This is a genomic window from Alienimonas sp. DA493, assembly GCF_043951915.1.
Taxonomy (GTDB): Bacteria; Planctomycetota; Planctomycetia; order Planctomycetales; family Planctomycetaceae; genus Alienimonas.
This window is the reverse complement of record NZ_JBINJD010000143.1, coordinates 1-12,793: the sequence shown is the minus strand read 5'-3', so window position 1 is coordinate 12,793 and position 12,793 is coordinate 1. Positions and strand designations below refer to the sequence as shown.

General features: G+C 71.9%; 13 protein-coding genes. 8 read left to right on the top strand and 5 right to left on the bottom strand.

The genetic code is table 11. The features are described 5' to 3' along the window. Positions 1-65: 65 nt before the first annotated feature. Together bioD and ACG2DA_RS17845 are read right to left on the bottom strand one after the other, a co-directional pair. Complete coding sequence (bioD, locus tag ACG2DA_RS17850) at positions 66-764, bottom strand: dethiobiotin synthase (RefSeq protein ID WP_395257307.1); 699 nt, start codon at positions 762-764, stop codon at positions 66-68. Positions 765-781: 17 nt separating this feature from the next. Next, positions 782-1,588 carry an S-adenosyl-l-methionine hydroxide adenosyltransferase family protein gene (locus tag ACG2DA_RS17845; protein WP_395257305.1) on the bottom strand — a complete coding sequence of 269 codons (807 nt, stop codon included), beginning with the start codon at positions 1,586-1,588 and terminating at the stop codon, positions 782-784. Positions 1,589-1,648: 60 nt separating this feature from the next. On the opposite strand from ACG2DA_RS17845, the gene mazG reads away from it, so the two are divergent. After that, positions 1,649-2,671, top strand: a complete 1,023-nt coding sequence (mazG, locus tag ACG2DA_RS17840) for a nucleoside triphosphate pyrophosphohydrolase (protein ID WP_395257303.1) — start codon at positions 1,649-1,651, stop codon at positions 2,669-2,671. Here the strand turns inward: mazG and ACG2DA_RS17835 are convergent. Then, positions 2,635-4,089, bottom strand: a complete 1,455-nt coding sequence (locus ACG2DA_RS17835; RefSeq protein WP_395257301.1) for a peptidylprolyl isomerase — start codon at positions 4,087-4,089, stop codon at positions 2,635-2,637. The genes mazG and ACG2DA_RS17835 overlap by 37 nt on opposite strands. Before the next feature lie 342 nt (positions 4,090-4,431). Here ACG2DA_RS17835 and ACG2DA_RS17830 point away from each other — a divergent pair, with 342 nt between their 5' ends. From ACG2DA_RS17830 to ACG2DA_RS17810, 5 genes are all read left to right on the top strand, one after another. Next, positions 4,432-6,420: a PAS domain S-box protein gene (locus ACG2DA_RS17830; protein ID WP_395257299.1), complete on the top strand. Its 1,989-nt coding sequence runs from the start codon at positions 4,432-4,434 to the stop codon at positions 6,418-6,420. Positions 6,421-6,601: 181 nt separating this feature from the next. Beyond that, on the top strand, positions 6,602-7,771 hold the full coding sequence (gene dnaJ / locus ACG2DA_RS17825) for a molecular chaperone DnaJ (RefSeq protein WP_395257297.1): 1,170 nt from the start codon (positions 6,602-6,604) through the stop codon (positions 7,769-7,771). A gap of 73 nt (positions 7,772-7,844) precedes the next feature. Then, complete coding sequence (locus ACG2DA_RS17820; protein WP_395257295.1) at positions 7,845-8,504, top strand: nucleotide exchange factor GrpE; 660 nt, start codon at positions 7,845-7,847, stop codon at positions 8,502-8,504. Between the two features lie 83 nt (positions 8,505-8,587). Then, complete coding sequence (locus ACG2DA_RS17815; RefSeq protein ID WP_395257293.1) at positions 8,588-8,890, top strand: FmdB family zinc ribbon protein; 303 nt, start codon at positions 8,588-8,590, stop codon at positions 8,888-8,890. 36 nt (positions 8,891-8,926) lie between these two features. Next, positions 8,927-9,184, top strand: a complete 258-nt coding sequence (locus ACG2DA_RS17810) for a DNA gyrase inhibitor YacG (protein ID WP_395257291.1) — start codon at positions 8,927-8,929, stop codon at positions 9,182-9,184. Between the two features lie 177 nt (positions 9,185-9,361). On the opposite strand, the gene msrB (ACG2DA_RS17805) is transcribed toward ACG2DA_RS17810, so the two are convergent. Both msrB (ACG2DA_RS17805) and msrB (ACG2DA_RS17800) read right to left on the bottom strand, forming a co-directional pair. Beyond that, positions 9,362-9,838, bottom strand: a complete 477-nt coding sequence (gene msrB / locus ACG2DA_RS17805; protein ID WP_395257309.1) for a peptide-methionine (R)-S-oxide reductase MsrB — start codon at positions 9,836-9,838, stop codon at positions 9,362-9,364. A 355-nt stretch (positions 9,839-10,193) separates the two neighbouring features. Then, the gene (gene msrB, locus ACG2DA_RS17800) at positions 10,194-10,823 is read right to left on the bottom strand and encodes a peptide-methionine (R)-S-oxide reductase MsrB (protein ID WP_395257289.1); all 630 of its coding nucleotides are present in this window, start codon (positions 10,821-10,823) and stop codon (positions 10,194-10,196) included. A 121-nt stretch (positions 10,824-10,944) separates the two neighbouring features. Between msrB (ACG2DA_RS17800) and ACG2DA_RS17795 the strand changes: the two genes are divergently transcribed. After that, on the top strand, positions 10,945-11,757 hold the full coding sequence (locus ACG2DA_RS17795; protein WP_395257287.1) for a methylamine utilization protein: 813 nt from the start codon (positions 10,945-10,947) through the stop codon (positions 11,755-11,757). A gap of 50 nt (positions 11,758-11,807) precedes the next feature. Then, a complete protein-coding gene (gene truA, locus ACG2DA_RS17790) occupies positions 11,808-12,659 on the top strand; it encodes a tRNA pseudouridine(38-40) synthase TruA (protein WP_395257285.1) in 852 nt (283 codons plus the stop codon). The last annotated feature ends 134 nt before the right edge of the window (positions 12,660-12,793 follow it).

The following is a 12,793-nucleotide window of genomic DNA, read 5'->3' as shown; positions in this document are numbered from 1 at the left end:
GGCTGGAAGCCGCCGCTACGGCGATCCGCGCAACGCACTGAAGCGTCCCTCGTTGACGCTTCGGATTAATTGATCGAAACGGGCGGGCGGCAGAGGGACCCGTTCAACGCCTCCGGCAGTTCGCCGCCCGGCGGGATTACGCCGAGGACGGGGACCCCGCCGCAGCGTTCGATCATGGCGGCGTTCGTCGCGACTTCCCGCTCCCGGGCGTCGATCTCGTTCAACACCACCCCGGCGACCGGCAGGCCGCGGGCCTGGGCGACGGCAAGCGTGAGGAGCGTGTGATTGACCGTGCCCAGTCCGGCGCGGGCGACAATAAGCAGGGGGTAGCCCAGCGCCGCAGCGACGTCCAGCACGGTCACGGCCGGTCCGTCCTCCGGCAGGGCCAACGGACAGAGCAGTCCGCCGGCGCCCTCGGCGATCAGGACGTCGCAGCGGTCGGCCCATCGTCGGGCGGCGGTCGTTAATAACTCGGCGTCGACCGTTCTCCCCTCCCGGGCGGCGGCGATCGGCGGGGCGAGGGGGGCGACGAACCGCTGCGGGCAGATCAGATCGTCCTCCGCGACCGGCCGTTCGACGGCGGACCGCAGGGCTTCCACGTCGCCCCAGACCGGCTCCCCGTGAAAGACCTCCGCCCCGCTGCACGCCGGTTTATAAACGCCGACGGTCCTGCCCTCCCCCCGCAAGCGCTCGGCGAGGCGGGCGGCGACGTAGGTTTTTCCGACGTCGGTGTCGGTGCCGGTGACGAACAGGCCGGGGGGCACGGCGGCGGGCGGTGGAATTAGGACGCGGGACGAAACGTGACGGCGGCGCCGGCGGCGGCGTTCAATACGGCCGCGGCGCTGCCGTTGCGGACGGCGATCTCCCAGCGGCCGTTCGAGCCGATCAGCGCCAGCGGTTCGCCCTCGACGACCTCGCCGTAGGCCCCGGCGACGGGGACCGTGCGGCCGGCGACCGTGGCCGCGGCGGGGGTCGGACAGTCGCGGCGGGAGACGTTCGTGATGAGGTTGCCGAACCGGTCCGCCCGCACGACGCGGCCGACGACGGCGCCGTCGGGCCGCTGCTCCGGCGCCGGACGGTCGAGACTCACCCACTCCGAGACCCGTTCACCCAGCGCCGCCAACGGCTCGCCGCGGGTGAGTCGGCCTGCCGCGGGGGTCATCAGGTCCCGGCCGTGGAAGGTGCGGGACCGCGATCCCTCCTGCGGGAGCCGCACGACCTCCGCGGACGGGTCGGCCGCCAGCAGCGGGGCGAGCAGGCCGTTGTCCGGGGCGACGTGGAACATCCCGCCGGCGGCCGCGGCGAGGATCGGCCGCTCCGTGCCGACGCCCGGGTCCACCACGGTCACGAACGTGGTGCCCGGCGGGAACGCGGCGACCAGTTCCCCCAGGGCCTCCGCCCCGGCGGGCACGTCCTGCGGGGGGACGGCGTGATAGCCGGCGACCGCCCGGGCCCGTGGGTCGGTCCGCAGCAGCGCCCCGATCATCTGGGCGACGTAGGTGTCCTCCGTGCCGAAGTCGGTCACGAACACGACGGTCCCGTTCGGCGGGGCGTCGTCCAGCGGGGCGGGGGTGGCGCGGGGCAGCACGGGGCGACAGTATGCTCTCGCTTCGTCCGTCCTTCGACCCCGTCGCCCCGCCGCTGCTCCGTGTCGTCTCCCGAGCCCCCCGCGTCCGGCCGTCCCCCTGCCGGCACGCCGCCCGGACCGGACCTCGAACGGGCGGTGCGGGCGGTCGCGGACGTGGTGGCGACGCTCCGCGGGCCGGAGGGCTGCCCGTGGGACCGGGCCCAGACGCTCGCCAGCATCAAGCCGCACACGCTGGAGGAAACGCACGAGCTGTTCGAGGCGATCGACGCCCTGACCGCCGCGGCCCCCGACGACCCGACCCGTCCGCAAAAGGCCGCGGCGGTGCGGGACGAACTGGGCGATTTGCTGCTCCAGGTTCTGCTCGACGCCCAGATCGCCGCGGACGACGGGCTGTTCACCCTCACCGAGGTGGCGGACGCGCTGCGGGCCAAGCTGGTCCGCCGGCACCCGCACGTGTTCGGCGAGGCGCAGGCCGCCGACGCCGCCGAGGTGAAGGCCCTGTGGGCGAACGCCAAGCGGGCGGAACGGGAGCAGGGCGACGCCGCCCCGAAACGGAGCGTGTTCGACGGCATCCCGGCCGGTCTCCCGGCGTTGGCGGCCGCACGAAAATTGTCCGGGCGGGCCGCGGCCGCCGGCTACGACTTCCCGGACCGGCGGATGCAGTTCGACAAACTCGCCGAGGAATTGGCGGAGTTCAGCCGCGAACTGTTCGACGCCGACGAGCCGGACGCCGTGCCCGCCGGCATCGAGGGCCCGGTGGTGCCCGACGAGCCGATCGCCGACCCGGCCCGCCGCGACCGGGCGGAGGCGGAACTGGGCGACGTGCTGTTCGTCCTGGCGAACGTCGCCCGCCGCTGGGGCCTGGACCCGGAGCAGGCGTTGCTGCGTTCCAACCGGAAATTCGCCGATCGGGTGCGGTATATCGAATCGCAGCTCGGCGAGAAGGAACTGGGCGAGGTCTCGCTGGCGGAGATGGAGGCCCTGTATCAGCAGGGCAAGCGGCGGGAGCGGGGGCGTGAGGCCGCCCGCCGCGGCGGACGGGAACCTTATGCCTCCGGCGGCCACTCGACGCCGGGGACGTAGACCTCGATCTGGGCGGCGGCCCGTTCCTGGGCGATGAGGGCGGCGACGGCCTCCTGGCGGCGTTCGGCCTTGATCTTGGTCTCGATCTGCTCTCGGAGGTCGTCCAGCGGCGGGGGGGCGTCGCCGCGGCGCTCGATCACGCGGACGATGTGGTAGGCCCCGCCCGGCGGAAAGCCGTCCGGGGAAAGCGGGCAGTCAAACGCCGCGCCCACCTCGCCCACCGGCTGTTCCCACAGGGCCCGGGCCAGTTTCTTGTTGGGCAGGGCGTCCGGGGCGGTCCAGTCCCAGCGGCCGCCCTCCTCGGCCTTGGGGCCGCGGCTGTAGGTCGTCGCCACTTCCGCGAACGAGCGGCCGCGGCGCAGGTCGCCGGCGGCGGCCTCCACCACGTCCAGCGCGGCGGCCCGGCCGGCGTCGTTCTCGTAGGGGACCTCGATCTGCTCCCAGCGGGCCGCCTTGGGCGGGGTGAAGTCTTCGCGGTGAGCGTCGTAGTAGTCCTGCACCTCCTGCCGGGAGATGCGGATGGAGGACATGCCGGTCTTCTGCTCGATGTACGCCATCGCCATCTGCTGGGGCTTCCAGGCGGCGACGACGGCGTCCAGGTCCAAGCCCTGCTCGGCCATCAGGCGTCGCAGCTCCTCTTTGGATCGAACCGGCGACCGGCCGGCGGCGGCGGCCTGGACGTTCGCCTTCTTCAGCATCACGGGCAGCTCCGTCTGGTCGAACAGGGTGCCGACGGCCTCGTTCAGCTTCTCCAATTGCTCCTTCTTCATAGTCCGCCGCATCCGCTGGGCGAGCAGCGCCTCCTCGATCTTCGCCGGCAGCCGCTCCGCGAGGATTTTGTTCCGGGCGGCGTCGATCTGAGCCATCAGCATCGCCCGCTGGGCGGGCGTCAGACCGGGCGGGTCGCCGGGGCCGACGGCGCCGGCGTCCGGGGCGGCGGCGATCTTCGCGGCGGCGGCGTTGAGTTGCACCTCGAACTGCAGCAGGTCGCCGGCCAGCAGCGGCTCGCCGTTCACCGTGGCGACGACGTCCGCGTCTTCGAACCGCCGGGGGGCGGCCGGGTCGACCTCCGCCTCGACCAGTTCGATGCCGGTCGGGGAGTCGGAGGAATCGGGGCCGACGTCGGCGCTGCGGGTCGGGTCGGCGTCGGCGCTGGCCACGGCGCCGGGGATGCGGATCGGCGGTTCGGGCACCGCGGGGGAGGACACGTCCGTGGCGACCGCCTCGTCCCACTTCTGCTTCAACGCGGCGCAGCCGGGCGCGAACACGCTGCCGAACAGGGCGATCGCCGACACGGCCAGCGTCGGCGCCGGGCGGGCGACGCCCAGCCGCACGCGGCGGAGGGGCGGTCGGGCGGCCCGCCGCTCGGCGGGCGCCGGGCGAGCGGAGCGATCGCGCCGGGCGGAGCGGTTCGGCATATCGGACGGGGGGCGGACGCGGCGGGGACCGGGGCGGACGCTAGATCGCGCCGGCGGCCGGGAGCAAGAGGGGTTCGACGCCGGGGCCGCCCGAGACCGCCGCGGGCGGCGGGCGGCGGGCGGACGAGTCAACGCCGGGACGCAGCCCGGCATCGGTCACCCCCGCACACGTGCGTGAGCCGTCGCTTCCCCCCGCGCACCGACGCGGCGGCGACCGGTGGCACAGTCCGCAGGCGACGGAAACCCATGGACGTCTCTGGATGGGTAGGGTGGCAGTGCGACCGACGATCGGTTCACAATCGTCCGGTAGAGAACCATTCGGGTTGTTCGCATGGGAAAACGATGGACGCCACGCCTCCTAGTTCGCACCAGGCTCCCGCGGTGGAACGACCGGAGTCCGTCTCCTTAGGGCCGGACGGGGACGACTCGCTGCGGGCGGCCCTCGACGAAACCGGGTGCGGCGTCTTCTGGCTCGACGGGGGGTTGAACGTCGTCCGGGCGAACGCCGCGTTCGCCGCCCTCACCGGTCGCAGCCGGGCGGAGTTGATCGGGGCATCCATCGTCGACCTCGACCCGCAGTGGCCGCACGGCTCGGCGGCGGAGACGTTCGAACAGCTGCGGGCGACCCCGTCGACGGGGCACGCGACCCGGTTGCTCCGCCCCGACGGGGGCCTCTGGCCGGTCCAGATGCACGTCAATCTGATGGACCTCGCGGGGCACGAAAGTCTGTTCGGCCTCGCCGTGGACACCAGCGACCGGCAGGCCGTCGAGGACGCTCTCCGCGCCTCGGAGCGGCGCTACCGGGCCGTCACCGCGGATCAGACGGAGTTCATCGTCCGGGGCACCCCCGATCAATTCGTCACCTTCTGCAACCCCGCCTACGCGCGCCTGGTCGGCCGCGGCGACCCGTCCGAGATCCTGGGCCGCCAGACCCGCGATCTGGTTCAGGAAAAGGACCTTGAATCAGTCAACCGGGCGCTGGAGTCTCTCACTCCGGAGCGTCCGTGCGTGGACTTTGAGAACGAGGTGATCACGCCCGAGGGCGAACGGGTGCGGGTCGCCTGGATCCTCCGCGCGTTATTCGAGGAGGACCCGGAGGGCGAGCCGCGGCTGCGGGAGTATCAGTGCGTCGGCCGGGACGTCTCCGAGAGCCGAAAGATGCAGGACGCGCTCGCCCGAACCGAGGCCCGCTACCGCTCGTTGGTGGAGGACAGCCCGGAGATGGTCTGCCGGTGGACGCCCGACGGCGCCCTCACCTTCGCCAATCGGACCGTTTGCGAATACTTCGGGCTCGACGCGAACTCGAACTTCGATCTGCATTGTTCGCTGAACGCCGCGCCCCCGGCGGGCGACGGCGGGGACTCCGGGCGGGCCTCCGCCCCGGGGGGCGCCTACCCCAACGTCCTCGCGAAGCTGGACTCCGCGACCCGGGCTCAGGTGCTGGAACGCATCCGGGCGATGACGCCGCAGTCCCCGCTCATGCGGACGACCATCGGCTGCCCACGACAGGACGGCGTGGTGCGGCAGCTGGAATGGGTCACGCGGGGAATTTTCGACGCCGACGGGGCGCTCGTGGAGGTTCACAGCGTCGCCCGCGACGTGACGGACCGGCTGGAAGCGCAAACCCGGATTGCCGAAAGCGAACGCCGCTGCCGGGCGGTGCTGGACGACCTGACGGAGATGGTGAACCGCTTCCGTCCCGAGGACGGCCTGATCACCTATGCGAACCGAGCGTTCCTGGAGGCGAAGGGCGGGCCGGACGAGGAGATCGTCGGGCGGATGACGATCTACGATCACCTCGATCCGGAGGCGACCGAGTACGCCCGCACCCAGTTGGCCGCCGTCACCCCGGAGGAGCCGAGCGTGCGGGCGCTGCTTCCCCTGCCGGGACCCGGCGGCACGACCCGCTGGGAGGAATGGACCAACCGGGCCCTGTTCGCCCCCCCCGACCCGAGCGACCCCGGCGCCCCCCGCCGCGTGCTGGAGTTCCAGAGCGTCGGCCGGGACGTGACGGTCGAACTCGCCGTCCGAAACCGCCGGAAGGAACGGCAGGAGGCGGTCCGGGAACTGGAGAAGCTCACCCCCCGCGAACGGCAGGTGTTGCGGGCGGTCGCCACCGGGGTCACTAATAAGGTGATCGCCCGCAACCTCGGCATCACGGAGCGGACGGTTGAGAAACACCGCGGGGCGTCGATGCGGAAGCTGGGCGTGCGCAGCGCTGCGGAGCTGATCCGGGCCGTGCTCGCCGCCGAGGAGGTGGACGACTGCCCCCCGGTCCCGGCGGTCGAAGTCCGGCGGTCGCTCCTGGACCGGCAGTCCAACTTGAACTGAGAATTCCCGCCCCGCCTCCGCCGGCCGGCGACGAAGTTCGCCGGCGAAGGGACGGTGAAGCGGCGGAGCGACGCGTCGGCGGGGAGGACGACTCGGCACGAAAACTGCACAATGGGCCGGTCTGCCATCTCGGCACGCCGTCCGTCCCGTCGCTCCCCCCCGCCCCCCCCGCCCGATCCGGATGCCCACCCAACGGGACTATTACGAGGTGCTCGGCGTTTCCCGGGACGCCGACGGGACGACCGTCAAAAAGGCGTATCGCAAGCTGGCGGTGAAGTATCACCCGGACCGCGACCCCAGCCCCGAGGCGACCGAACGCTTCAAGGAAGCCGCCGAAGCGTTCGAGGTGCTCTCCGACGCCGAGAAGCGGCAGCGCTACGACCGCTTCGGGCACGCCGGGGTCAACGGGTCCGGCGGACGCGGCGGCTTTCAGGACGTCGGCGACGTCTTTGAGACGTTCGGCGATCTGTTCGAGGGCTTCGGCCTGTTCGGCGGCGCCGGCGGACGCGGGGGCCGCGGCGGCCGGCCGCGGCGGGGCCGGCACCTCCGCGCCTCGCTGACCGTCACCCTGCCGGAGGCGGCCGCGGGGGTCACGAAGGAACTCGAAGTCGACCGCCACAAACTCTGCCCGACCTGCGACGGCAGCGGGGCGGAGCCGGGCACCGCCCCCGACACCTGCGGCCTGTGCGGCGGGGCCGGCCGCGTGCTGCAAAGCCAGGGGTTCTTCCGCGTGCAAACCGCCTGCCCCCGCTGCCACGGGGCCGGCACGGTGGTGACCAATCGCTGCCGCGAGTGCGACGGCGAGGGGATGATCCCGGAACGCGTCACCCTGTCGGTGGACGTCCCCGCCGGCGTGGACAACGGCATGCAACTGGCCATGCGGGGCGAGGGCGAACCGGGCACGGTGGTGCCTGGCGTCGGCGCCGGGCCGCCGGGCGACCTGTACGTCGACCTCGCCGTTAAGCCGCACCCGCTGTTCCAGCGGGAGGGGTCGCACCTCGCCTGCGAGGTGCCGATCTCCTACACGCAACTGGCCCTCGGCTCGGAGGTGGAGGTCCCGGTGCTCGCCGCGGAACTTGACGAGGAGCCCGGCCGCGAAACCGTGACCGTGCCCCCCGGCACCCAGCCGGACCGCGTCTTCAAGCTCCGCGGCCGGGGCCTGCCGGACCCGCACGGCGGCCGCGGCGGGGACCTGTTCGTCAAGCTCAAGCTGGAGGTTCCCAAGGAGCTTTCCCCGGAGCACGAGGAACTGCTCCGCCGCCTCGCCGAGCACGAACACGCCCACGTCACCCCCCACCGGGCCGGTTGGCTGGAAAAACTGAAAACCTATTTCTCGCTGGACGAGGATTGACCCGGCCGCGGGTTTATCGCCCGCCCTCGCGTCCCCGTCGTAGCCCCTTCCTCGATCCCCTCGACAACCTCCGATGTCCTCCCCCAACGAAGCCCCCGATCCCGAGTCGAACGCGGACGAGTCCGCGGAATACTATCCGCAGGACTCGACCGCCGAGGGCGCCCCGCAGCCCCCGGAGCCCGGCCCGATGGACGAACTCGCCGAACCCCCCGGGGACGGCGCCGGCGAACCGGAGCCGGAATACTCTCGGGAGCAGTACGAAGCCGCCGCCGCGGAGCGGGACGAGCTGCGCGAAAAGCTGCTGCGGGCTCAGGCGGAGACGGAGAACGTCCGCAAACGCTCCCTCCGCGAGCAGAACGAAGGCCGCAAATACGCCGCCGTGCCGCTCGCCAAGGCCCTGCTGCCGAGCCTCGACGATCTGCGGCGGGCCGTGGAGGCCGCCAAATCCAGCCGCGAGGCCGGCGCCGACGCCGAGAAGCTCGCCGACGACCTCGTCGACGGCGTCGCGGCGGTGTTGAAGTCCCTGGAGAAGGCCTTGAGCGAGCAGGGCATCACCCCGATTCCCGCGGTCGGCGAGATGTTCGACCCCAACCTCCACGAGGCCCTCGCCCAGGCGCCCAGCCTCGATCAGCCGCCCGGCACGGTCATTCAGGAGGCCCAGCGCGGCTACGCCGCCGGCGATCGCGTGGTGCGGCCCAGTCACGTGATCGTTGCCACCGCCGCCAACGATTAACGGCGCGTCCGCCTCGCGCGTCCGCCGTCGAGTCTTCCCGTTCCGCCCCCCGTCCGCCTTCCGCTCGGTTTTGCGTCCCGTTCATGCCCACCTACGATTATAAGTGCCGCGGCTGCGATCACCGCTGGGACGAGTTCCAGTCCATCACCGCCGAGCCCACCCAAAAATGTCCCGAGTGCGGCAAGAAGAAGGCGGAGCGGGTGATCGGCGCCGGCGCCGGCATCTTGTTCAAGGGCTCCGGCTTCTATCAGACCGACTACCGCAGCGAGGGTTATAAGAAGGCCGCCGACGCGGATAAGAAATCCTCCGCGCCGCACGCCGAGTCGAAGTCCGACAGCAAAGCGAAAAGCGGCAAGAGCGAGTCGAAATCTTCCGGCTCCGACTGACTGGTCCCGTCCCCCCGTCGTTCCCTCCGCCCCGCCATGATCGCCCCCCGCACCTGTCCGATCTGCGACGCGACGATCTCGCCGGAGGTGCGACCGGAGGGGGACAGCCCGGCGGACCGCGCCTTCCCGTTCTGCTCCGAGCGTTGCCGCAACATTGATCTGTTGCGGTGGAGTCAGGGGAAATACGCCATCACCGAGCCGCTGACCCCGGACCGTCTGCTGCACGAATTAGGCGACGATCCGGAAGCGGTCGAGCAGTTGCTGGCCCGCGACCCGGACGATCCCGACGCTTGAACCCCGCCGCCGGGGGAAGTCGATGCCGCGCCCGCCGCTCGTCGCGTTTCTTGTTCTCCTGACCGTCGCGGCCCTGAACGGCTGCGGCGCGGAGCCGGACAACGCCCGTTGGAAGCCGGCCCCGGACGGCGCCCGCGGCGGACCGGGCGCCGGCGCGGCGACCGGTCGGACGGACGATTACCGCTCGTCGGAGTCCTTCTCGTCCTCGGCCGGATCGAGCTTGAGGCTGGCGCTGTTGATGCAATACCGCAGGCCCGTCGGCCGCGGGCCGTCGTTGAACACGTGACCCAGGTGGCCGCCGCAGCGGTTGCAGTGCACCTCGGTGCGGGTCATGAACCAGCTTTTATCAACTGACTCGCCGACGTTGTCCCCTTTCACGCCGTCGATCGGCTGGTAGAAGCTCGGCCAGCCGGTGCCGCTGTCGAACTTCGTTTTCGAGTCGAACAGCGGCAGGCCGCAGCCGGCGCAGTCGTAGACCCCCGGGACCTTACTGTCGGCGTACTTCCCCGTGCCGGCCCGTTCGGTGCCGTGCTTCCGCAGGATCTTGTACTGCTCCGGCGTGAGGCGGGCCTTCCACTCGGCGTCGGTCAGGGAGCTCCAATCGACCTGCGGCGCCTTCGGCGCGGCGGCGGATTGTTCGGCGGCGTCAGTCATGGCGGCGGGGCGGGGGGCGAGCAGCGGGGTCCGGGCCGGACCGGCGAACAGCGGCGCGGCGACGACGACGGCCGATCCCGCGAGGGCGAGACCGGCGATCAAACGGCGGGCGGGGGCGGTCTGCATGGCGGAACCGACGAGAGGGCGGTGGGGAAACTCGGGGCGGAACGGATTCTCATCCCCCAAACGATTCGGTAACCGTTTCGTGGCGCCTCAATTAACTGGGCGCCGCTGCGCGTCCCGCCCACCGCCCCGCGGTCGTTCGCCTCATTTTTACGCCGTGCCGAGCGTCGCCGCCTCCGCCAGCGGGCGAAGAGGTCTGCGTGCGGCGGGGCGGCTTCCCGGCCGGCGCCGGTCAGTTCCCAGCGTTCGCTTTCTCGCCGGCGCTCTTCTCAACGGGCGCCTTTTCGGCCGCGTCTTTAGTCGGGTCGAGTTTCAGGCTGGCGGAGTTGATGCAGAACCGTAGGCCGTTCGGGCCGGGGCCGTCGTTGAAGACGTGGCCGAGGTGGCCCCCGCACCGCTTGCAGTGCACTTCGGTCCGAACCATGCCGAACCGGCGGTCGAGCGTCGCGCCGACCGCTTCGCTTTGCAGCCCGTCGACCGGCTCGGTGAAGCTCGGCCAGCCGCAGCCGCTGTCGTACTTCGCGTCGGAGACGAACAGCGCCTGTCCGCAGCCGGCGCACTCGTACACGCCGGCGACCTTGCTGTGCTCGTACTTGCCGGTGCCGGCCTGCTCGGTGCCGTGCTTCCGCAGGATGCGGTATTGCTCCGGCGTGAGCCGCTTTTTCCACTCGGCGTCGGTCAGGGACTTCCAATCGATCTTCGCTTCGTCCCCCCCGTCGGCGGCCGCGGGGGCGTCGGCCACGGCGGGCTTGGGAGCGAGCAGCGGCGTGCGGGCGGGGCCGGCGAACAGCGGCGCGGCGACGACCGCGCCGGCGCCGGCGAACGCAAACGCGACGAGCGAACGGCGGGCGGAGGCGAGCATCACGAGAACTCCGGCGGGATCGGGGGGGACTGCGGGGGACGGTGGCGGGGGAACAGTTTATAGTGCGGCCGACCCCGTCCAACGGGCGGATTCCGGCACGGCTCGCAGACTTCCCTGACCTATGTCCTCGTTTTCTCCGTCGTGGCTGGCCGCGGCGTTGGCCTTCGGCGTCGCGGCTCACGGCCCGGTTTTGCCCCGCGGCGCCGCGGCGGAGCCGTCCGCGGGGGGCGTGCTGAAGGGCCGGCTGCTGTTCGGGGGGCCGGCTCCCGAGCCCGGACGGGTCGAGGTGAACAAGGACGTCGACGTCTGCGGCCCGCTCCAGTTGGTGGACGACACCCTGTTGGTCGCCGAGGACGGCGGCTTGGCGAATGCGGTGATCTGGCTGGACGTCCGCTCCAGCGGACGGGCGCCGGCGGCGCCGGCGACCGCCGCCGAGCCCGAGCCCGTCGTTCTGGACAACGTCGAGTGCCGGTTCGAGCCGCACGTCGTGCTGCTCCGCACCGGACAGACATTGAAGATCACGAATTCCGATCCGATCGCTCACCAGGCGACGGCGTTCCTGAACCGCAACATCCCCTTCAACGAAAGCGTCCCCGCCGGCGCGTCCCCGGTCGAACGAACCCTCGAGAAACCGGAGTTGCTGCCCCTGCCCGTCACCTGCCCGATTCACCCCTGGATGAAGGCCCACCTGTTCGTCCTGGACCACCCCTATATGGCCGCGACCGGACCGGACGGGCGGTTCGCGATCGAGGGGCTGCCGCCGGGCGAATGGACGTTCCGCGTCTGGCATGAACGGGCCGGGTTCCTCAAAAGCGAAGAGGTTCAGGGCGAGGCTCCCGCGGGATGGGACGGCTCCACGCTGACCGTGACCGTGGCGGAGGACGGGACCGTCGATCTCGGCGACGTGCGGTTGCAGCCGGCGGCCTTCGAGTGACGGACGAGGCGGACGACGTCCCCGTCTCCCCCCCCGTCGCGTCTCCCCCCGTGGCGTCTCCCACCGTGGCGCCCGGCGACCCGCCGCACCCGCAGGGGCGGACGGTGCGGCTGCGGGTGAGCTACGACGGCACGGACTTCTTCGGCTGGCAGGTCCAGCCCGGCACCCGCACCGTGCAGGGCGAACTGCAGGAGGCGATCTTCAAACTGACCGGCGAGCGCCGCACCGTCGTCGCCGCCGGCCGCACCGACGCCGGCGTGCACGCGCTGGGGCAGGTCTGCCACTTCCGCACGAACACGCCCACCCCCGCCCGCCGGCTCGGTCCGGCCCTGGCGCCGCACCTCCCGCCGGACGTCGCCGTGCTGGAGGGCCGCGACGTGCCCCCGCATTTTCACAGCACCCGGGACGCGGTCTCCAAGACGTACCGCTACGTCTTTTTAAACGACGACGCCCCGCACCCGCTGGCCCGCCGGTTCGCCTGGCGGGTGCGGCCGGACGCCCGGGGGAACGGCCTGAACGACGCCGCGATGCGCGAGGCGGCCGCCCACATCGTCGGCCGGCACGACTTCGCCTGCTTCCAGTCCGCCGGCTCCCCCCGGCCGGACACCGTCCGCACGGTCCACCGGCTCACGCTGACTCGCGCCGCCGACTGGCCCGCCTGGAGCCCCGTTCCCAAGGACGAAGCGAATCCCGACGGGCCGTGGCTGTTCCTCGAAGTCACCGGCGACGGCTTTCTTTATAACATGGTCCGGGCGATCGCCGGCACGCTGGCGGAGGTCGGCATGGGCAAGCGCCCGCCGGAGAGCGTGCAGCAATTAATCGCCGGCCGCGACCGCACCCGCGCCGGCCAAACGGCCCCGCCGCAGGGGCTGTACATGGTGCGGGTGGATTACGACGACTGACGGCGGGCCGTAATCTTCGTCGACAGCCTGTTCTCAAAAGTAACCCGAAGCGTCAGCGAGGGCCGCAGAGCAGACGGCGTGGGAGCGCCTCCTCTTACTGCCGCGGCGGGCAACGCCAGCGTCCCGGACCCTTC

Bases quoted from the DNA above. Each gene is read 5' to 3' on its own strand.
- ACG2DA_RS17810 (WP_395257291.1), top strand. From the start codon at position 8,927: ATGATCGCCCCCCGCACCTGTCCGATCTGCGACGCGACGATCTCGCCG.
- ACG2DA_RS17820 (WP_395257295.1), top strand. From the start codon at position 7,845: ATGTCCTCCCCCAACGAAGCCCCCGATCCCGAGTCGAACGCGGACGAG.
- ACG2DA_RS17835 (WP_395257301.1), bottom strand. From the start codon at position 4,089: ATGCCGAACCGCTCCGCCCGGCGCGATCGCTCCGCTCGCCCGGCGCCC.
- ACG2DA_RS17795 (WP_395257287.1), top strand. From the start codon at position 10,945: ATGTCCTCGTTTTCTCCGTCGTGGCTGGCCGCGGCGTTGGCCTTCGGC.
- msrB (WP_395257289.1), bottom strand. From the start codon at position 10,823: ATGCTCGCCTCCGCCCGCCGTTCGCTCGTCGCGTTTGCGTTCGCCGGC.
- ACG2DA_RS17830 (WP_395257299.1), top strand. From the start codon at position 4,432: ATGGACGCCACGCCTCCTAGTTCGCACCAGGCTCCCGCGGTGGAACGA.
- msrB (WP_395257309.1), bottom strand. From the start codon at position 9,838: ATGACTGACGCCGCCGAACAATCCGCCGCCGCGCCGAAGGCGCCGCAG.
- dnaJ (WP_395257297.1), top strand. From the start codon at position 6,602: ATGCCCACCCAACGGGACTATTACGAGGTGCTCGGCGTTTCCCGGGAC.
- ACG2DA_RS17815 (WP_395257293.1), top strand. From the start codon at position 8,588: ATGCCCACCTACGATTATAAGTGCCGCGGCTGCGATCACCGCTGGGAC.